The sequence below is a fragment of the Halobacteria archaeon AArc-dxtr1 genome, from assembly GCA_025517425.1.
Lineage (GTDB): Archaea > Halobacteriota > Halobacteria > Halobacteriales > Natrialbaceae > Halostagnicola.
The window spans coordinates 192,688-211,816 of record JAOPJY010000001.1 but is presented as its reverse complement, the minus strand read 5'-3'; the positions used below and the strand labels follow the sequence as shown (position 1 = coordinate 211,816).

Genomic DNA, 19,129 nt, shown 5'->3' with positions numbered 1-19,129 from the left:
CCCATCGCAGCAGGGCCCATCGCAGCAGGTACGACCGACTCACACGCCTCCACTCCAACATTCCATATAATTCGGTGCCGCTACTCGAGAAGGATTTCATGGCACGATGATAGTGATCGATGGATGACTGTCTCTGACTTCTCGATCGACTACCTGATTCTGTAGTGACCGACCACGGACCGTAGTTCGTGCTTCACTCGCGCCTTCTATTCGACTCGTCGTGATTACCACCGCGTGAACGGTGTACTCTTCATTTCGACCTTCAGCGACAGCGCTGGCTAGCAATAGTAACAATCACCTTCTCAACAACGGGGTATAATGTCGGTAGAACGTGTATTCGGTCGAAGGCTGCATGAGCACGGTTGATATCCAACAACACTCGAACCGTGGCGTTCCAATCGGCGTCAGACACAACCGTGAGCCAAAAATCTCGAGTGTCGACGGACAGGCCGCAATTACGCGTGTACTCCTCGAACGATGAACTTCCTGGTGATTCTCCCGCTGGTATTCGTTATGATCGGTGGGCCGCAAATTCTCAGCGCCATCTTTCTGGCCACGAGCGAGGACTGGCGGCGGAATTCGGCCGCGTTCGTCTTCGGGGCCTCCCTCTCGATCAGTCTCGTCGTCACGCTCGCGTATTATCTCGGCAGTGGCGTTCGTCAGGGCGGGTCGAACCGCATGCTGCAACTGCTCGTGCTCGTCGTTCTCCTCGCCGCGATGGTGAACGTCTACCTGAAACGCGAGCAATCCGAACCCCCAACGTGGATGGGGAAACTCGAGACCGCGACCCCGAAGTTCTCGTTCCAACTGGGGTTCCTGCTGATGGGGTTCTTTCCGACCGACATTCTCACGTCGATCACCGTCGGGACCTACCTCGCGAGTCACGGCGATCCGCTGTGGCACGCAACCGGGTTTGTCTTACTGACGCTACTGCTTCTGGCCGTTCCATCGCTATCCCTGGTTATGATCGGCGACCGTGCGGAGACGATCCTTCCGAAGGTTCGCACGTGGATAAACACACATTCGTGGATCGTGAGCGAAATCGTGATCCTGATCTTTGTCGTTATCACGATCAACAACATCGTCGGGTGACTCTCTATCGCAGGCAATAGCGACCGTCGCGGTCGGCACTGAGACGGTACTGTCGACGTTCCTCGAGTACAGGTACAGGGCAGGGAAACTCACGCTAACCGCTGGAAAGCTACTTTGCAAACTTTGTGGGGAGTTGGAGTGGAAGATGTCGCGAAGATCTAACGCCAGTGGACAGGGGCGGCGGAGTACGAATCGCCGACGGGTTTTGAAAGCGGCCGTGGGAGCAGGTGTCGCCGGCCTTGCAGGCTGTCTGAGTGGCAAGTCGACGGCAACCGCCACCACTTCCGAGGCTGACGATAGGAGCGACGAAGACGACGGGGGTGACGAGACGCCGACGGACACGATCACGCTCGGCGGATCGATGAGTCTCTCCGGCGACCTCTCCGACCTCGGACGGCTGTATGCGGACGCATACGAACTGACCATAGAGCGCATCAACAACGCCGGCGGCGTCGAAGCCGGCGACGGTACTACCTACGAGCTCGAGCTGGTCCTGCGAGACGACCAGAGCGACTCCTCGAGGAGCGAAGCCATCTACCAGAGCCTCGTCGAGCAAGAGGGGATCGACTACCTGGTGGGACCGTACTCGAGCGGGATTACGCTGCCGGCCAGTGACGTGGCGGCGAGCGCCGAGCGGCCGATGGTTGCCGGTGGCGGCGCCAGCAGCCAGATATTCGAGCGCGACAACGAGTGGATTTTCAGCCTGGTACCGACCGCCGACACCGACGCCACCACGAATATCGAGATGGCGGTGGCGCAGCCGGATCAACCGTCATCGGCGGCGATCCTGGTCAAAGGGGATCCGTTCAACCAAGACGTTGCGGAGGGCGCACGCGGAAACCTGCAGTCAGCGGGAGTCGACATCGTCGTCGACGAGACGATCCCGGATGAGGCGACCGATGTCTCGGCGTATCTCGCGCTCGTCGAAGATACCAACGCGGACGTGCTCTTCCTGTGTGGCTATCAGGACGACGCGGTGATCGCGGCCGAGCAACTGGCGAGCGAGACCGTCGACGTCGACATGGTGTGGGCGCCGGGGGGTAGCCTTACCGACTCGTTCAGGGCACAGACCGGGGAGAACGGCGACTACTGGTACGGTCCGTCGCCGTGGGCGACCACCGTCGACTCCGCGGACGATGTCTTCGGATCGACGAGCGAGTTTCTTTCGGCCATCGAAAATGAGTACGGGTACGAACCCAGCTACCACAGTGCGGCCGCCAGCGCCGTCGTTCAGACCTTCCAGCGCGCGTTCATCGCTGTCGCCGAACTGAGTCCGGAGACCGTGCGCGACGCCATTCGCGAGATCCAGTTCGAGAGCCTCTACGGGTCCGTGCAGTTCAACGAAGACGGCACCATACCGAGAGGGATGGTCGTCTACCAGTGGCAGCCGGACACAGGCAAGCAACTCGTGTGGCCAGAGCAGGTCAGCGAAGCCGACCCTCTCTACCCGGCGCCGGCCTGGGACAAGCGGTGAATCGGTCGGGCTGTGAAAACTGGTGCTCCCCACCCGCGACGAACGGCAGAATTCGTTCTTCACAGAGAATGACTGTCAGTTACAGGTCGAATAGCAGTTTACCCTGCTGGGAATGGGCAATGAGGTTGGGTACGAACGATGAACGTAACGAACGCCGCAAAAAAGAACGAGTGGGACCATCCAGTACAGGAGACGTTGGCACTGCTCTCCGAAAGCGTTGAGGGCGAGTTCGACGGGAATACCGTTCGATCGGCAGAAGTAACGTTTCGGCCGGGTGAGCGGACCAAGTTCCACACTCACTCCGGCGTACAAGTGCTGTATGTCACCGAGGGAGAGGGCATCGTGGCGACGCGCGACGAAGAGCGTACGGTGTCAAACGGTGATTTAATCGTGTTCCCTCCCGGTGAAGAGCACTGGCATGGGAACAAAGCGGAGACGACATCGTCGTTCAGTCACGTCTACTTCCTCGCTGAACCGGGAGATGGTGAGCTGATCGTTCTGGAGTCTCCATAGGGTCCGAAAAGAGATTCCACTGAGTGGAGCCCCAAGCGAATTTTATCGTCGATCCAAGTGCATCAGCGACGCCGATATCGGCCGCGTCGGCGTTTTATTCGGCTCTCGGGACGAGCTAGTAAGCTTTAAAACAAAGTGCGAACAATAGCTCCCACAACGACAATGGTGAGTAACAAGATTCTCGGAATCGACCTCGGAACGACGAACAGCGCGTTCGCCGTCATGGAGGGTGGCGACCCGGAGATCATCGTCAACGGAGAAGGAGATCGAACGACGCCGTCGATCGTCGCGTTCACCGACGACGAACGCCTGGTGGGGAAGCCAGCGAAGAATCAGGCGATTCAGAACCCGGAGCGGACGATCGCCTCTATCAAGCGCCACATCGGCGAGGACGACTACACCGTCGAGGTAGACGGCGAGGAGCACACGCCCGAAGAGATCTCCGCGATGATCCTCGGGAAGATCAAGCGCGACGCCGAGGAGTACCTTGGTGAAGAAGTCGAAAAGGCCGTCATCACGGTGCCTGCGTACTTCTCGGACCGCCAGCGTCAGGCGACCAAAGACGCCGGCGAGATCGCCGGCTTCGAGGTCGAGCGCATCATCAACGAGCCGACCGCGGCGTCGATGGCCTACGGGTTAGACGACGACTCCGATCAGACGGTTCTCGTCTACGACCTCGGTGGGGGTACCTTCGACGTCTCCATCCTCGACCTCGGCGGGGGCGTCTACGAGGTCGTCGCGACCAACGGGGACAACGACCTCGGCGGCGACGACTGGGACGAGGCGATCATCGACTACCTCGCCGAGGAGTTCGAGGCCGACCACGGTGTCGACCTCCGCGAGGACCGTCAGGCCCTCCAGCGACTGAAAGACGCCGCCGAGGAGGCCAAGATCGAGCTCTCGAGCCGGAAGGAGACGGAGATCAACCTCCCCTTTATTACCGCCACGGACGACGGCCCGATCCACTTAGAGGAGAGTCTGACCCGCGCGAAGTTCGAGTCACTGACCAGCGACCTGATCGAGCGCACCGTCGGCCCGACGGAGCAGGCTCTGGAGGACGCCGGCTACGAGAAGGGCGACATCGACGAGGTCATCCTGGTCGGCGGCTCGACCCGGATGCCCCAGGTCACAGAGCAGGTCGAAGAGCTCGCAGGTCAGGAGCCCCAGAAGAACGTCAACCCCGACGAGGCCGTCGCGCTGGGCGCGGCGATCCAGGGTGGCGTCCTCTCGGGCGACGTCGACGACATCGTCCTGCTCGACGTGACGCCGCTCTCGCTGGGTATCGAGGTCAAAGGCGGCCTCTTCGAACGCCTCATCGAGAAGAACACGACGATCCCGACCGACGCGTCGAAGATCTTCACGACCGCCGCCGACAACCAGACGGCGGTCCAGGTGCGGGTCTTCCAGGGCGAGCGCGAGCTCGCCGAGAAGAACGAGCTGTTAGGTGAGTTCCACCTGACCGATATCCCGCCGGCACCTGCGGGAACCCCACAGATCGAGGTCACCTTCAACATCGACGAGAACGGCATCGTCAACGTTTCCGCTGAGGACAAAGGCACCGGCACCTCCGAGGAGATCACGATCGAGGGCGGCGCCGGCCTCTCCGACGAGGAGATCGAGCGGATGCAAGAGGACGCCGAGGAACACGCCGAGGAAGACGAGCGTCGCCGACAGCGCATCGAGGCCCGCAACACTGCCGAGGCCACGATTCAGCGCGCCGAGACCCTCCTCGAGGAGAACGACGAGCAGGTCGACGACGAACTCCGCGAGTCGATCGAGGCCGCCGTCGAGGACGTTGAGGAGACGATCGACGACGACGAGGCCGACGCCGAAGAGATCGAGGCCGCAGTCGAGGAGCTGAGCACGGAGCTCCAGGAGATCGGCAAGCAGCTCTACCAGGAAGCCGGCGCCGAAGGCGCGGCTGGTGCCGGCGCTGGCGGTCCCGGTGGTATGGGCGGCGCTGGCGGCATGGGCGGCGCCGCTGGAGCCGGAATGGGCGGTGCAGCCGGCGCAGACGCCCAGGGCGAGGAGTTCGTCGACGCGGACTTCGAGGACGTCGCCGACGACGCGGACGAAGACGAAGACGAGGAATAGCGTCGTCGACTGCGGACGTCTCTTCGAGGAGCAACGTTCGGAACGGAAACGAGTGACGTCGGGAACGGGAACGCGAGAACGGTCGTTTGAAGTGTCCCAACGGATTAGCGGGTGACAACGAATGAGCGAGGACTTCTACGATATTCTGGGCGTGAGTCGGGACGCCTCCCCCGAGGAGATCAAACAGGCCTATCGCCAGAAGGCCACGGAGTACCACCCAGACGTCAGCGACGATCCGGACGCCGAAGAGAAGTTCAAGAAGATCCAGAAGGCAAAGCAAGTTCTCACCGACGAGGACAAACGCGAGGCCTACGACCAGATGGGCCACGACCGCTACGAACAGGCCGAAAAGCACGGCTACGACGCCAGCCAGGGCGGTGCCGGCGGCATGGGCGGCGATCCGTTCGGTGGCATGGGCGGCGGTGGCGGTCTCGGCGACATCTTCGAGCAGGTCTTCGGCGGCGGCGGACGCGGACGCGGCCGGCGCCGGCCCCAGAAGGGACAGGATCTGCGGACGGAACTTGAGATCGAACTCGAAGACGCCTACAACGGCGTCGAAAAGCAGTTCACCATCGAACGACCCGAGGGCTGTGACACCTGTGACGGCGAGGGTCACCCCCCAGATGCCGACGCCCGAACGTGTCCGGAGTGTCAGGGTCGCGGGCAGGTCACCCAGGTTCAGCAGACACCGCTGGGACGCGTCCAGCAGACGACGTCCTGTCGGCGCTGCGATGGGGACGGCACCCTCTACTCCGAGGAGTGTAGTGACTGTCGTGGCCGAGGCTACGTCCGAGCCGAGGCAACGCTGACCGTCGACGTGCCAGCGGGAATTCGGGACGGCCAGACCCTCCGGATGGAACGAGAGGGCGCTCCGAGTCCGGAGGGTGGCCTCAACGGCGACCTCCTGATCGACGTCGCGGTGGCCGACCACCCGGACTTCGAGCGCGACGGCGACGACCTCCGCTATCGAATGCCGATCTCGTTCCCGCAAGCGACGTTCGGCGACACGGTCGAGGTGCCGACAATCGAGGGCGCGGCACAGTTCGACATCCCGACGGGGACCCAGAGCGGCGAGACGTTCCGTCTCGGCGGCAAAGGAATGCCACGACTCCGGGGGCGAGGCCACGGAGACCTCTTCGTGAAGGTGCAGGTCGTCACCCCCGACAGCTTAAACGCAGAGCAACGAGAGGCGCTCGAGGCGTTCGCCGAAGCCGGCGGCGACGAGATCGACGTCAACGAGGGATTCTTCGAGCGAATAAAGCGGGCGTTCTGAGATGGGCGAGCCGACACTCGGTGAGCTCTTCGCCCGGGACCGACGCTCCGAGCAGCCGGCACTCGAAGACCCCACAGGCCGGGTGTACGACGCCCACTGGCTCCGGACGAGCGCGTGGAAAGCCGGCAACTTTCTGCGTCACACCGGCGTCCGACGCGGCGTGACCGTCGGTGTTTCCGGTAGCAGCCAGCTCGCGCTGCTCGCGTTCTTCGGGACGGCACTGCTTGGCGGGACGACCCGATTCGAGCCGCCGACGGAGCTGGCCGCGGAGACGGACGTCCGGACGGTCGTCGCCCCGACGGAGACGATCGAGGAGTACGAGCTGGCGCCGGGGGGCCAGCGCGTCGGCTACGGAGACGCCCCCTCGGACCCGTCCATCCGTCACTTCGAGGGCGGCCTCTGGAGCGAGAACCCCTCGTTCCCGCCCGTCGAGGTCGATCCCGAGACGGGGCTGCTGTCGGACGGAGATCGAGAGTTCGGACGCGGCCGGTGTCTCGACGCCGCCAGAACTGTCGTCGACGAGAGTGGATTGGCGGCTGGCGATCGCGTCGCGCTCCGGGCGCCGTGGAGCCCGGCCGCTGTCGTCGCGGGCGTGCTGGCCCCGCTGCTCGCCGACGCGGTGATCGTGCTTCCGGGCTCGGAGACCGAGTCCGCCGACGTCGCCGTCTCTGGGGAGGCGTCCGTTCCCGAGCCACGGCGGATCGATCCCGCATCGGTCGAGATCGCGTAGTTCGTTCGGGATCGAAGCGCCTCGACAGTGAGTCCATTCGAACGCCGGCAGCGCCTGCCTGCAACCGCGGGCCCCAGATCTTTGTCCGCGGCTCGCGCCCGTCCCTACGATGACGCTGAACACGCTCGAGGACATGTTCGAACACGCGCTCCGCCAGATGTACTACGTCGAGACCCAGCTCGTCGAGGCTCTAGACGAGATGGCGATCAACGCGACCAACGACCGGATCAGCGAGGGGTTCGCCGAACACCGCGAAGAGACCCGCGAACACGTCTCTCGGCTCGAGGACGTCTTCGACGAGATCGGCGCCACACCGGCCCCGACCGAGGACGCCGTCTTCGACGGACTCGAGACCGAGCGCCAGACGTTAGAAGAGCAGATCGAGGACGACGAGCTGTTGAATATGGCATACATCGGCGCAGGAATGCACACCGAGCGCATCGAGATGACGGGGTACGAGAACCTGCTGATGCTGTCGAAAAAGCTGGGCCACGACAGTGCGGTGACCGATCTACTCGAGGCGAACCACGACGAGGAACAGTCGACCTACCGCGAACTCGACGCGATGGCGACGGCGTCAGATATGAAGGCGTTCTGGGACCGGATCACGCCGTCGTAACGTCACGACGGGCCGTTCCGTTCCCAGTTAGTGACGGTGGCGTCCGTCGGAATCGGTCGCACGAAATCGGTTGATCGGGTCGAGAGAGCGCGCTCGTGCGTCACAAACGCTTTTGCACGCAGGGATCCTACCTCAGACCATGTACGTTCGGGACGCGAAAAACAGAGAGGAGGTCTGGCTTCTCGAGGAGATCGAGTCGATGGGACTCGACGACACCGCGTTTCGCTCCCGCGACTACGTGATCGCGATCGACGAGCGGTCGAACGAGAAGGCCGGCTTCGGCCGCATCCGCGTCCACAAGGTCGACGGCGCTGAATCGGCTGACGCCGAGCGCGCGACAGGCATCTGTGAGCTGACGAGTATCGGCGTCGTCGAGTCCTGGCGAGGCCAGGGGATCGGCGCACACGTCATCGAGCGACTGGTCGAGTACGCCGCAGACGACGGGTTCGAGACCGTCTACTCGCTGACCGGCGAAGCAGACTACCTCGCACAGTTTGGCTTCCGGCGCATCGAAGAGTCGGCGCTGCCGGCGGTTCTGCAGGAGCGACTTGCGGACAAGCGCGAGCGGACCGATCCTGACGCGGTTCCACTCTCGATCGCCGTCGACGAGTTCGAGATGCCCGACCGCTTCCGGGAGGCGTTCAAGCAAGCGAGCGCGCGAGAGGAAGACGAGCCCGACGACGCCGAAGCTGCCGAAGACTTCGGTATCGATCCGGAGACGGCGACGTACAAGTACGACACCGGACGGTGACCGATGGCGCCGGAAGACCGCCCCGAGGGTGAGCGTCCGACGGCCGGCGACCCGAACGAGACTCGGGTGTGGCTCGTCGAGCGAACCTACTCCGACGACGAGTTGAATCTCATCATTCTCGTCTACGCGACCGAGGACGGCCGCCAGTACCACCGTCGAGAGCGGGCGCTGACCAGCTTTTCCGGCCCCGCACGCGAGACGAAAGCCGGGCTCGTGGTCCCGGACGGTGCGCTCGGAACCGTCGACGACGCCGAGACTCGAGAGCGCTACGAGACCGAAGCCACTCGGATCGCAGCCGACCACGAACCGGACGACGCGATCTGAGGGTGCGGAGGTCAAGCTTCAAGCCCCGGGGCGCCATCGATACTGAGTATGTTCGATGCCGAAGACCTCGCGGAGATCCGCGCCGACAGGGAAGACTGGCACGGGCGATCGGTCGAGCCCGTCGTCGAGCGCTTCGGCGAGCGCCGAGAGACGTTTACGACCGACACGGGGGGACAGGAGGTTGACCGACTCTACACGCCCGCAGACGTCGACGACCTCGAGTATCGAGAGGAGCTTGGCTTTCCGGGCGAGCCGCCGTACACCCGCGGCGTTTACTCGACGGGGTACCGGGGACGGCTCTGGACGATGCGCCAGTACGCTGGCTTCTCGACGCCCGAAGATACCAACGAGCGGTATCACTACCTGCTCGATCAGGGACAGACCGGCCTCTCGATGGCCTTCGACCTGCCGACCCAGATGGGCTACGACTCGGACGATTCGATGGCCGCCGGCGAGGTCGGCAAGGCCGGCGTCGCGATCGACTCGCTTGCGGACATGGAGACCGTCTTCGAGGGGATTCCGTTAGACGAGGTCTCGACGTCGATGACGATCAACGCACCCGCGTCGGTACTGCTCGCGATGTACATCGCGGTCGGCGACCAGCAGGGCGTCGACCGCGAGCAGTTGCGAGGAACGATCCAGAACGATCTCTTGAAAGAGTACATCGCGCGCAACACCTACATCTACCCGCCCGAGCCCTCGATGCGGATCATCACGGACATCTTCGAGTTCTGTGCCTCCGAGACGCCGAAGTTCAACACGATCTCGATCTCGGGTTATCACATTCGCGAGGCCGGCTCGACTGCCGCCCAGGAGCTCGCCTTCACGCTGGGCAACGGCATCGAGTACGTCGAGCGTGCGATCGAGGCTGGCCTCGACGTCGACGAGTTTGCCCCGCAGCTCTCCTTTTTCTTCAACGGCCACAACAACATCTTCGAGGAGGTCGCCAAATTCCGGGCGGCCCGCCGGATGTGGCACGACATCGTCGACGAGCGCTTCGACGCCGAGGACCCCAAATCGAAGCAGCTCAAGTTCCACACCCAGACTGCAGGCTCGATGCTCACCGCCCAGCAGATCGAGAACAACGTGGTTCGGGTGGCTTACCAGGCGCTTGCGGCCGTGCTCGGCGGTACGCAGAGCCTCCACACGAACGGAAAAGACGAGGCGCTTGCCTTACCGACCGAGGAGTCGGTTCGAACCGCCCTGCGGACCCAGCAGATCCTGGCCCACGAGTCCGGTGCCGCAGACACCGTCGACCCCCTCGCGGGAAGTTACTACGTCGAGAGCCTGACCGACGAGGTTGAAGCCGAGGCCTACGAACTCCTCGACGAGATCGAGAACCGGGGCGGCATGCTCGAGGCGATCGAGCAACAGTGGGTCCAGCGCCAGATCCAGGACACCGCCTTCGATCGCCAGAAGGAGATCGAGGAAGGTGAACGCATCATCGTCGGCGTCAACGAGTTCGAGGTCGACGAAGAGCCCGAAGTCGACGTCCAGGAGGTCACCGAGGAAGACCAGCAGCGCCAACTCGACAGTCTCGGATCGGTCCGGACAGAGCGTGACGACGAGGCGGTCGAGGCGGCGCTCGAAGCACTTCGCGACGCCGCGCGCGGCGAGGCAAACCTCATGCCGTACATCATCGAGGCGGTGAAAGCGTACGCGACCGTCGGCGAAATCTGTGACGTCTTCCGCGATGAGTTCGGCGAGTACCAGGCAGGTACTGCGGTCTAATCGCCAGCAGGGGCCGCGGTCTAAGCGTCGGCGGATGCACTCTCACTCGATCGGAAACCGCAACAGCGTGCCGACGCCGTCGAAGGCGCTGGCGAAGCGCTCTCCGTCTGCGAAATCGTCCGGGATCAGCACCGTCTCGCTGCCCTGTTCTGTGGCCCGGTCGCCGAACTCGCGCCCGACCCGGCCATCTGCAGCCGTCGAAAGCAGCAGCGTCTCGACGGCGTCGTACGAGAGGGCGTCGTCGACCTCCTCACGCCCGTAGGCGACAGCCTCCTCGTCGTCTCGTATCGCGTCGAAAAAGTCCGCCAGCCGCTGGCGGGGCCCCTCGCGCTCGCGTTCGTCTAGGTGTTCGCGCCCCTTCTCGGCGAGCTGGCGCAGCCCCTGCTCGGTCGCGTACTCGACGGCGAACTCGGCGTCGACGAGGCGCTCCTCGAGGTGGTGGTCGAGCTCGGCTTCCTCACGAAAGCGCTCGACCGTGCCGGTGGTGCCCCCGAGCAGGACGCCGTCGACGGGCTCGTTCCCGAGAAACGACTGCGCGGCGCGCTCGGCGACGGTGTCGAAGAACTCCCGCTTGCGCCGCTCGCGGTCGCGCTCGAACCGCTCGGCGGACTGCCCCTCGGCACTTGATTTGCCGGGGACGTCGCTGTCGAAGCGCTCGATCACCTCGACGCCCTCGCCGTCGAGGCGACCGAGCGCCGCGACCGCTCACGGCTTCCGGACGTCCCGGACGTTGAATGCCTGCCGGGCCTTGAATACGGTTTCGGGAGAACGAAGCGTATGGACACCGGCGAGACGATCGAGACCGCGACGGTCGACGCGCAGGGGGCGGCAATCCCTGTCCTCGGCTTCGGCACCGCGCGGATGACGGGAGAGGAGTGCCGGCGGGCGGTCGAGGCCGCCCTCGAGGTCGGCTATCGCCACATCGACACCGCCCAGATGTACGACAACGAGGCTGCCGTCGGCGATGCGATCGCCGCGAGCGACGTCGACCGCGAGGACGTCTGGGTGACGACCAAGGTCAACACGGGAAACCTCGCGGCGGAGGCCGTCCGCGAGTCGACCCGGCGGAGCCTCGATCGGCTGGGGCTCTCGACGGCCGACCTCCTGTTGATCCACGCACCACGGCCCCACACGCCCGTTTCGGAGACGATCGGGGCGATGAACGAGCTCCAGGCGGACGGTGCAGTCGCACACATCGGAGTCAGCAACTTCTCGCGGGACCAACTCGACCGCGCGCGAGAGCACTCCGAGACGCCGATCGTCACGAACCAGGTGAAGTACCACCCGTACCACCACCAGGACGACCTGCTCGAGTACTGCGCCGAGAACGGAATCTGTCTGACGGCCTACAGCCCCCTCGCGGAGGGCGCCGTTCCGGGCGACGACCGCCTCGCGGCGATCGGCGAATCCCACGGGAAGTCGGCGGCACAGGTCGCGCTCCGGTGGCTGCTTCAACAACCCGCGGTCGCGGCGATTCCGAAGGCCGCGAGCCGCGAGCACATCGAGACGAACGCCGACGTGTTCGATTTCGAACTCTCGAACGACGAGATGGCGGCGGTCGGCGAGATCGGCGACGGGCGCTGGGAGCGGCTCGCGGCGAAGATCGGGCTGCGGTGAGGGCGGTTCGACGTCGGACCAGCCTGGCCACGGACAGAGCACAACAGTAAGGCACCGCCCGCCCCACTGTCGAGCTATGCAGTTCGATCACGCCGGCGTTGCGACCGAGGATGCGAGCGCACTCGCGGACCTGTACGGCGCACTGTTCGGTATCGAGGCGGTTCACGAGGAAACGTTCGACGGGCTTCGAGTCGTCTTTCTCGACTGCGGAAACGGCTACGTGGAGCTACTCGAACCGGTCGAGGACGGGACGATCTCGCGCTACCTCGATCGAAATGGCCCGGGAATCCACCACCTCGCGTTCGAGACCGACGATATCGAGGCCGCACTCGAAACCGCTCGCGAACACGACGTCGGACTCGTCGACGAGGAGCCACGACCTGGCGCCTGGGGTCACGACGTCGCGTTCCTCCACCCCAAAGACACCGGCGGGATCCTGTTCGAGTTCGTCGAGCACTGAGTAGGTCGCATCGAGGTCGAACGGCCCGAATGCTTATGAATCGCGGTTCGAAAACGGAGCTATGGTCTCGCTCGACGCGTTTCCCTCTCGATCGCTCGATATGTCAGAGGCGAACGCCTTCGAGGAGCGTGACGGGGTCGATAGCGCCATCCCCTACGTCTTCGACGGCTGCTCATGTCAAACAGCCGATGTGACGCATCTGTTTCTCGAGGTCGACGGCGAGTACGTGGGGTACGACTTCGACCCCGAAGCACAGCGCTGGCGAATCCTCGCGCGGGCGCCGACGTGGGACGCGGCGCGGACGGCGTACGCGCAGCACTGGGAGGCCGAAAGAGAGGCCGAGGCCGGCGCGTCCGGACGTTGACGCCGGCGACTCAGTCGGACTGGCGCTCTTCAGGCTCGCCTTGCGTGACGTCGATGCGATGGGGCTCGACGTGTTCGGGTTCGTCGTCGCCGCCGCCGACGGGGATCTTCGTCTGGATCGAGCTGGCGAACGACTGCACCCGATCGACTAGCGTCTCGACTTCCTCCTCGAACTGCTCGACGGAGCGCTCGACGTAGTGGACGCGTTTCGAGGGGATCCGGCGGACGATGTCGTTGCCCTCGTCGTCCTCGTCGGTCTTTACGATCCAGTGGTCCTGGAAGTACGCGATGTGTTCGTTCGGGACCGTCTTCCTGACCGTTCCCTCGTCCGGTTCCTCGTAGACGATCGTCGCCTGGCCCAGATCGCGCTCGAGTTCGAGGTCCTCGTCAACCATGAGTGACGGTTGCGGGCGAGCGGTGGTATGGGCTGTGCTTGCGATGCGCGCGGTGGTTCCCGTGACCGAACGGTCACGGCGGGGTCTCTTCGGCCGATGTCGGCGGGAAACGGGCGTCCCTCAACCGAAGTTCTCGATCAGCGCCTCGTCCGAATCGCCGCCGGCCGCGTCTATCGCGTCGGCGACGGTCGTCACGAACTCGCTGAAGCCGAAGGCATAGATCTGCCCGTCGTCGACGTGGGTCTCGATCGCGTCTGTGAGTTCGTCGTCTTCGTCCGCACCAACGATGGTGATCGCCGCCCCATCCGCGGCGAGCGCGTCGAGGCGCTCGCGATGGGCGGGTTCGTCGTCCTGATAGACGACGGTGGCCTCGTGGCCCGCCTCATGGGCCGCTTCGGCGATGGCAACCGCGGGGCCGACGCCTGGGCCGCCTGCAATCGCGACGATGTCGTCCTCGCCCTCGTAGGTGATCGTGCCGAAGGGACCGTCGACGTGGACCGTCTCGCCGCCGTCGAGGTCGGCGAGCCACGGCGAGAGGTCGCCGTCGGGATCGATCCCGACGGTGAGTTCGAACGTCTCGTCGGCCGCGGGCGAGGAGAGCGTGTAGTGGCGGGCGACCTCCTCGTCGACGCCGTCCGGAACCGCCCGGAGCAAGACGAACTGCCCAGGGAGGGGGTCGAAGTCGGGTGGTGTCTCGAGTTCGAGCGCGATCGTCCCAAGACCGACCCCGCGAACGTCGGCAACGGCGACTGGCGTTCCTTCCATGTGAGAACCTTGATCACCGAATCGAAAAGGCGTTCCGTTATCGACCCTACTGGGTACGGACTCCGGCACGGCAGCGTGACTGTAGCGAAAGAACACACGACAAAGGGGGCTTTCAGAAGCCTTTTCTTTTGTTGGGGCAAACTTCGCCACAACATGGCTAGGGACCTCAACTGGGCGGTGGGAGGCGAGGCCGGTGACGGAATCGATTCCACCGGCAAAATCTTCGCACAGGCTCTGTCCAGAGCCGGCCGTCACGTGTTCACCTCCAAGGACTTCGCATCGCGCATCCGCGGTGGGTACACGGCGTACAAGATCCGCACGTCGGTCGACCAAGTGCAAAGCGTCGTCGACAGACTCGACATTCTGGTGGCGCTCACCCAGCGAACCATCGACGAGAATCTCGACGAACTCCACGAGGGCAGCGCCATCGTCTACGACGGCGAACGGTCCTGGGAGGCCGAGATCCCCGACGAGATGACGGCTGTCGACGTCCCGTTGAAATCCCTCGCCGAGGATGCCGGCGGCGCGATCATGCGCAACGTGGTCGCGCTCGGTGCGGCCTGTGAGATCACCGGCTTCGACGTCGAGTACTTAGACGAGGCACTCGAGAAGCGCTTCGGCGGAAAGGGGTCGAAAATCGTCGAGAACAACAAGGAAGCCGCCCGTCTCGGTCGTGATCACGTCCGCGAGAACTTCGATCTGGATCATCTCGGCTACAATCTCGAGACGACCGATGAGGACTATGTCCTCCTGAACGGGAACGAAGCCATCGGCATGGGCGCGATCGCCGCCGGCTGCCGGTTCTACGCCGGCTACCCGATCACGCCCGCGACGACGATCATGGAGTACCTGACCGGCCGGATCGAAGACTACGGCGGCCACGTCGTGCAGGCCGAAGACGAGCTCTCGGCGATCAACATGGCGCTGGGCGCGGCGCGCGCTGGCGCTCGGTCGATGACCGCGACCTCCGGGGCCGGCGTCGACCTGATGACCGAGACGTTCGGACTGATCGCGACCAGCGAGACCCCGCTGGTCATCACCGACGTCCAGCGCTCGGGTCCCTCGACCGGGATGCCGACGAAACAGGAGCAGGGCGATCTGAACATGGCGCTGTACGGCGGCCACGGCGAGGTCCCGCGGTTCGTCATCACGCCAACGTCGATCACCGAGTGCTTCTGGAAGACGATCGAGGCGTTCAACCTGGCTGAGAAGTACCAGACGCCAGTGTTCCTGATTTCGGACCTCGCGATGTCCGTCACCGAACAGACGTTCCCGCCGGAGGCGTTCGACATGGACGCAGTCGAGATCGACCGCGGCAAGCTCGTCGACGACGAGGAGGTCGACGAGTGGCTCGATGAGCAGGGTCGGTTCCGCGCCCACGCCGTCACCGACGACGGTGTCAGCCCGCGCGCGATCCCCGGGACGGTCGACGGCGCTCACATGTCGACCGGGCTGGAGCACGACGAACTCGGTCGCCGGACCGAGGAAGAAGGCGAGCGCGTCCAGCAAGTCGACAAACGATACCGAAAGGTCGAGACCGCCCGCGAGCAAGAGGCGTGGGAGTACCGGGAGTTCGGCGATCCCGACGCCGACACGCTCATCCTCTCGTGGGGATCGAACGAAGGGGCGCTCGTCGAGGCGCTCGACTACCTCGCCGAGGACGGTATCGACGTCCGTGTCATCTCGGTTCCGTACATCTCCCCGCGTCCGGACCTCACCGAGGAGGTCGAGGCCGCCGAGGAGACGATCGTCGTCGAGTGTAACGCGACCGGGCAGTTCGCCGATCTCATCGAACACGACACCTTGACCCGCGTCAAGCGCATCAACAAGTACACTGGCGTCCGCTTCAAGGCGGACGAACTAGCCGAAGAGATCACCGACCAACTCGCAACGGAGGTACCAGCACGATGAGCTCCGACGTACGATTCACCGACTTCAAATCCGACAAGCAGCCAACGTGGTGTCCCGGCTGTGGCGACTTCGGGACGATGAACGGCATGATGAAAGCCCTGGCCGAAACCGGTAACGACCCCGACAACACGTTCGTGGTCGCCGGTATCGGCTGTTCGGGCAAGATCGGGACCTACATGCACAGCTACGCCCTACACGGGGTCCACGGTCGCGCCCTGCCCGTCGGCACGGGCGTCAAGATGGCCCGTCCCGACATCGAAGTGATGGTCGCCGGTGGGGACGGCGACGGCTACTCGATCGGCGCCGGTCACTTCGTCCACGCCGTCCGCCGGAACGTGGACATGTCCTACATCGTCATGGACAACCGCATCTACGGACTGACCAAGGGGCAGGCCTCGCCGACCTCGCGGTCGGACTTCGAGACCTCGACGACCCCCGAGGGGCCACAGCAGCCGCCGGTCAACCCCCTCGCGCTCGCGCTCGCCTCGGGTGCGACGTTCATCGCCCAGTCGTTTGCCTCCGACGCGCTTCGCCACCAGGAAATCGTCCAGGCGGCGGTCGAGCACGACGGCTTCGGCTTCGTCAACGTCTTCAGCCCCTGCGTAACATTCAACGACGTCGACACCTACGACTACTTCCGCGACACGCTCGTCGATCTGAAAGAGGAGGGCCACGACCCGAACGATTACGAGACCGCAAAGGAGGTCATCTTGGACGGCGAGAAGGAGTATCAGGGCATCATGTACCAGGACGAAAACTCCGTGCCGTACCACGAGCAACACGGCGTCACCGAGGACATGTCCGAGATTCCCGATGGCGCGCCCGAGGACGCGATGGATCTCGTTCGCGAGTTCTACTGACGCTTTCCCGGTCTGGATCGGCCTCGGTCGTCCGGATGAAAACGCGCACTTCTCAGTCGTCTCACGGATTCTGAGTACCGCTTCGAATTCGATCGATTTCAGAACGAAGGGCAGCGATTAGGCGGGGTGTTCAACGGATTCGAACAGCGTCTGGATGTCCTCGTCGAGACCGTCGGGGATTTCCGAGTCGAGGTGCTCGTCTGCCTCGTCACCCTCGATACCGTCTGGCAGGTGAATCGCTTCGGCGGCCTCTCGGAGCGAGTCGGCGTGTGGATGGACGCCGATGATCGCGAGGTAATCGTCGTCGTGTCCGAAGTTGGTGACGTAGATATCGATCGTGACGGTTTCGCCCTCGTACTCCTGTTCGCCGACGTAGACGTCGACGTCCCTGTCCTCGCCAAGAACCGAGAACGTCTCGGTTCGATCATATTCGGCATCCGACAGATCCCGGTCGGAGTTAATTTCGCCGCCGTACTCATCGAGTAGCTCGTCGGTGTCCATTTCCGCGACGGGATTGAACGACTGTCCGGCCACGCTGACGTCCGGCGTCGAGACGGCCGCGAAGGCACTTATATCCTCGGCCTCACCCTCGATTTCGACCTCCTTGATGTACGCGGAAATCCAGTAACTCGCTTCGACATCTCGTTCGATTCCGGCGGCGCTGACCGAATCTTCCATCGTCTCTTCGGTGATCTCGAACTCTGCAAAGTCGGTTTCCGAGAGCGCAGCCTCACCCGGAACTGCCTGTTCGGCTTCGAAGGAGAGCGGTCCGTCGCCGAGGACGAAGTCGAGACACCCGGCCGTCAGACCGAGTGCACCCACACCGCCGGCGGCGAGGTATGTACGCCGTGATATATCCATGATGTACTGTATGAGTAGTCACAGCAGATATTCCTTTCGGCCACGACCAATTGTAACAGAAGACCATCACGAACGGCGGACTGTCGACATCAAGAGTTATCGGGATCGCCCCCGCCCGTTGAGGCATGACTGAGTTCGCACGTCGGGTCGAACAGGTGTCGATAAGCGGCATTCGCGAAGTGTTCGAAGCTGCCGGCGAGGACGCCATTAACCTCGGAATCGGTCAGCCGGACTTTCCGACGCCCGCCCACGCCCGGCGCGGGGCGATCGAGGCGATCGAGAACGGGCTGACGGACGCTTACACGTCGAACAAGGGCACGCGCAGCCTCCGTGAAGCGGTCGCGGCGAAGTACGACCGCGACTACGGGATCGATCTCGATCCCGCAGACGTCATCGCAACGTCGGGCGGGAGCGAGGCGCTACACCTCGTGCTCGAGGCCCACGTCGATCCGGACCAGGAGGTCATCTTCCCGGATCCGGGCTTCGTCTCCTACGACGCGTTGACTCACCTGGCCGACGGTACCCCAAAACCGGTTCCCCTGCGCGACGACCTGACACTCGACCCCGAGACGGTCGAGGACGCGATCACCGACGACACCGCCGTCTTCGTCGTCAACAGCCCCGCGAACCCAACGGGTGCGGTCCAGACAGAAGAAGACATGCGAGAGTTCGCCCGGATCGCGGACGAGCACGACGTGCTCTGTCTCTCCGACGAGGTGTACGAACACATCGTCTTCGAGGGGGCTCACCGATCGCCACTCGAGTTCGCAGAAACCGACAACGTCGTCGTCGTCAGCGCCTGCTCGAAGACGTACTCGATGACGGGGTGGCGGCTGGGCTGGGTCGTCGGTTCGAACCGGCGAATCGAGCGAATGCTCCGGGTCCACCAGTACACCCAGGCCTGCGCCTCCGCACCCGCTCAGTACGCCGCCGAGGCAGCGCTGACGGGGCCCCAGGAACCCGTCGACGAGATGGTCGATGCCTTCGAGCAGCGCCGTGACGTCGTCCTCGACGGGCTCGCAGACGCCGGCCTCGACGTGCCGACGCCCCAGGGTGCGTTCTACGTCATGCCAAAGGTCCCTGAAGGATGGTGCGAAGAGGTACTCGCGCGGGACGTGATCGTCGTCCCCGGAGACGCCTTCGGCGAGAACGGCGCGGGCTACGCCCGCCTCTCGTACGCGACCGGCGTCGAGGAGCTGAAAGACGCACTCGAGATCATCGGCGACGCGACGCGGGCGGTTCGCGGGCGGTAAGTCGGCTCGAATAGTCACCGACCGTCCGCCCGTTGCCGTCACC

General features: G+C 64.1%; 19 protein-coding genes and 1 pseudogene. 16 read left to right on the top strand and 4 right to left on the bottom strand.

Translation table 11 applies throughout. The annotated features are described in order from the left end of the window. Nucleotides 1-477: 477 nt before the first annotated feature. From OB905_01075 to OB905_01030, 10 genes are all read left to right on the top strand, one after another. Nucleotides 478-1,092 (top strand): GAP family protein, encoded by a 615-nt coding sequence (locus OB905_01075; protein MCU4924578.1) that lies wholly within the window; start codon nt 478-480, stop codon nt 1,090-1,092. Between the two features lie 217 nt (nt 1,093-1,309). Beyond that, a complete protein-coding gene (locus tag OB905_01070) occupies nt 1,310-2,566 on the top strand; it encodes an amino acid ABC transporter substrate-binding protein (protein ID MCU4924577.1) in 1,257 nt (418 codons plus the stop codon). A 138-nt stretch (nt 2,567-2,704) separates the two neighbouring features. Further along, a complete protein-coding gene (locus OB905_01065) occupies nt 2,705-3,079 on the top strand; it encodes a cupin domain-containing protein (protein MCU4924576.1) in 375 nt (124 codons plus the stop codon). Nucleotides 3,080-3,241: 162 nt separating this feature from the next. Continuing rightward, nucleotides 3,242-5,173: a molecular chaperone DnaK gene (gene dnaK, locus OB905_01060; GenBank protein MCU4924575.1), complete on the top strand. Its 1,932-nt coding sequence runs from the start codon at nt 3,242-3,244 to the stop codon at nt 5,171-5,173. A gap of 121 nt (nt 5,174-5,294) precedes the next feature. Beyond that, nucleotides 5,295-6,446 (top strand): molecular chaperone DnaJ, encoded by a 1,152-nt coding sequence (dnaJ, locus tag OB905_01055; protein ID MCU4924574.1) that lies wholly within the window; start codon nt 5,295-5,297, stop codon nt 6,444-6,446. A gap of 1 nt (nt 6,447) precedes the next feature. Then, entirely contained in the window at nt 6,448-7,176 is a 729-nt protein-coding gene (locus tag OB905_01050; GenBank protein ID MCU4924573.1) for a hypothetical protein, read from the top strand. A 109-nt stretch (nt 7,177-7,285) separates the two neighbouring features. Then, nucleotides 7,286-7,795 (top strand): DUF892 family protein, encoded by a 510-nt coding sequence (locus OB905_01045; GenBank protein ID MCU4924572.1) that lies wholly within the window; start codon nt 7,286-7,288, stop codon nt 7,793-7,795. 139 nt (nt 7,796-7,934) lie between these two features. Next, nucleotides 7,935-8,546 carry a GNAT family N-acetyltransferase gene (locus tag OB905_01040; protein ID MCU4924571.1) on the top strand — a complete coding sequence of 204 codons (612 nt, stop codon included), beginning with the start codon at nt 7,935-7,937 and terminating at the stop codon, nt 8,544-8,546. Nucleotides 8,547-8,549: 3 nt separating this feature from the next. Next, nucleotides 8,550-8,870 carry a hypothetical protein gene (locus OB905_01035; protein ID MCU4924570.1) on the top strand — a complete coding sequence of 107 codons (321 nt, stop codon included), beginning with the start codon at nt 8,550-8,552 and terminating at the stop codon, nt 8,868-8,870. Between the two features lie 48 nt (nt 8,871-8,918). Next, complete coding sequence (locus tag OB905_01030; protein MCU4924569.1) at nt 8,919-10,601, top strand: methylmalonyl-CoA mutase family protein; 1,683 nt, start codon at nt 8,919-8,921, stop codon at nt 10,599-10,601. Nucleotides 10,602-10,643: 42 nt separating this feature from the next. On the opposite strand, the pseudogene OB905_01025 reads toward OB905_01030, so the two are convergent. Then, nucleotides 10,644-11,300, bottom strand: a pseudogene (locus OB905_01025) (Vms1/Ankzf1 family peptidyl-tRNA hydrolase). A 78-nt stretch (nt 11,301-11,378) separates the two neighbouring features. On the opposite strand from OB905_01025, the gene OB905_01020 reads away from it, so the two are divergent. From OB905_01020 to OB905_01010, 3 genes are all read left to right on the top strand, one after another. Then, nucleotides 11,379-12,218, top strand: coding sequence for an aldo/keto reductase (locus OB905_01020; GenBank protein ID MCU4924568.1), 840 nt, complete (start codon nt 11,379-11,381; stop codon nt 12,216-12,218). 76 nt (nt 12,219-12,294) lie between these two features. Continuing rightward, nucleotides 12,295-12,678 carry a methylmalonyl-CoA epimerase gene (gene mce, locus OB905_01015; protein ID MCU4924567.1) on the top strand — a complete coding sequence of 128 codons (384 nt, stop codon included), beginning with the start codon at nt 12,295-12,297 and terminating at the stop codon, nt 12,676-12,678. 61 nt (nt 12,679-12,739) lie between these two features. Beyond that, nucleotides 12,740-13,042 carry a hypothetical protein gene (locus OB905_01010; GenBank protein ID MCU4924566.1) on the top strand — a complete coding sequence of 101 codons (303 nt, stop codon included), beginning with the start codon at nt 12,740-12,742 and terminating at the stop codon, nt 13,040-13,042. Nucleotides 13,043-13,052: 10 nt separating this feature from the next. On the opposite strand, the gene OB905_01005 is transcribed toward OB905_01010, so the two are convergent. Both OB905_01005 and OB905_01000 read right to left on the bottom strand, forming a co-directional pair. Then, nucleotides 13,053-13,436: a hypothetical protein gene (locus tag OB905_01005; protein MCU4924565.1), complete on the bottom strand. Its 384-nt coding sequence runs from the start codon at nt 13,434-13,436 to the stop codon at nt 13,053-13,055. A gap of 120 nt (nt 13,437-13,556) precedes the next feature. Further along, entirely contained in the window at nt 13,557-14,201 is a 645-nt protein-coding gene (locus tag OB905_01000; GenBank protein ID MCU4924564.1) for an FAD-dependent oxidoreductase, read from the bottom strand. Between the two features lie 153 nt (nt 14,202-14,354). On the opposite strand from OB905_01000, the gene OB905_00995 reads away from it, so the two are divergent. After that, nucleotides 14,355-16,112: a 2-oxoacid:acceptor oxidoreductase subunit alpha gene (locus tag OB905_00995; GenBank protein MCU4924563.1), complete on the top strand. Its 1,758-nt coding sequence runs from the start codon at nt 14,355-14,357 to the stop codon at nt 16,110-16,112. Continuing rightward, nucleotides 16,109-16,972, top strand: coding sequence for a 2-oxoacid:ferredoxin oxidoreductase subunit beta (locus tag OB905_00990; protein ID MCU4924562.1), 864 nt, complete (start codon nt 16,109-16,111; stop codon nt 16,970-16,972). The genes OB905_00995 and OB905_00990 overlap by 4 nt, the downstream gene beginning before the upstream one ends. Nucleotides 16,973-17,089: 117 nt before the next feature. Here the strand turns inward: OB905_00990 and OB905_00985 are convergent, their stop codons facing one another. Next, on the bottom strand, nt 17,090-17,833 hold the full coding sequence (locus OB905_00985) for a DUF6517 family protein (GenBank protein ID MCU4924561.1): 744 nt from the start codon (nt 17,831-17,833) through the stop codon (nt 17,090-17,092). A gap of 125 nt (nt 17,834-17,958) precedes the next feature. On the opposite strand from OB905_00985, the gene OB905_00980 reads away from it, so the two are divergent. Then, nucleotides 17,959-19,086, top strand: a complete 1,128-nt coding sequence (locus OB905_00980; GenBank protein MCU4924560.1) for a pyridoxal phosphate-dependent aminotransferase — start codon at nt 17,959-17,961, stop codon at nt 19,084-19,086. Nucleotides 19,087-19,129 lie beyond the last annotated feature (43 nt).